Annotated in this window: 1 protein-coding gene; it reads left to right on the top strand. The window is 40.3% G+C overall.

Going from position 1 to position 870, the window contains the following annotated elements; translation table 11 throughout:
* Positions 1 to 870: autotransporter outer membrane beta-barrel domain-containing protein (locus ABD909_RS07005; protein ID WP_345097243.1), on the top strand; the 870-nt coding region annotated here is incomplete at both ends.

Genomic DNA, 870 nt, shown 5'->3' with positions numbered 1-870 from the left:
TTGCCAAATAGCATATTCCATGCCGGTTTGATGGATATCAGCAATCAAAACAAGCAGTTGGAGATACAACGGAGTATATCCGGTGGAATGTTAGACATTGGTACAAATTCTGCTTCATTTTTGCGTGGCTATGGTGGAAGTTACCGTTACACTTCAAATTTGTCTGCACTTGAATATGGCTACAAAGGCGATGTTAGCTATAATGGTGTAGAGGCAGGCGTTCTGTTGCAAACTATTGAACGTGCTGATAGTGCCATATCCCTTGGAGTTATTGGAACTTATGGAAAACTTTCCCTGCAACCTATGGATGTTGGACAAAGTCAAGAAAACGCATTTGATAAATGGACAGCTACAGCATATGGTAGCATGCAGCATGATGCGGGCTTCTATGTAGATGGTCTTTTATCCTATGGTTTGTTTAAAGGTGATGTTCTCACCCTTGCACGGGGTAAAACAGCTACATTAAAGGGCAACCCTTTAAGTGTTTCTTTAATTGGTGGTCAGACAATTGCAACAGGATACAAAGGTTTTGTATTTGATCCGCAGGTTCAGGTTGTTTATCAGCATCTCCAGTTTAATAAGGCCCGTGATATTGATAATTTTGATATTGAGATGGGTAAGCTTGATCAGTGGGTTGCACGTGTTGGTGGACGTTTGGCCAAAATTTCTATGGGATCTGAAGAAGTGAGAGCTGTTGCTTTCTACGGTAAACTTTACCTTGCCCATGGTTTTGGAGAAAAACAATCTGTGCGTTTTAAAGATACTTTCCAGTTAGGTGCTTTTGGCTCTTCTTTAGAAGGTGGATTAGGTTTTAATGCTAAATTGTCTCCACAGTTTTCTCTTCATGGAGATCTTGTTTATCAGCATAAA

It is taken from the genome of Bartonella acomydis (assembly GCF_039543025.1).
Classification (GTDB): Bacteria; Pseudomonadota; Alphaproteobacteria; order Rhizobiales; family Rhizobiaceae; genus Bartonella; species Bartonella acomydis.
The sequence above is the reverse complement of the archived record's forward strand: the minus strand, read 5'-3'. Positions and strand labels throughout refer to the sequence as shown.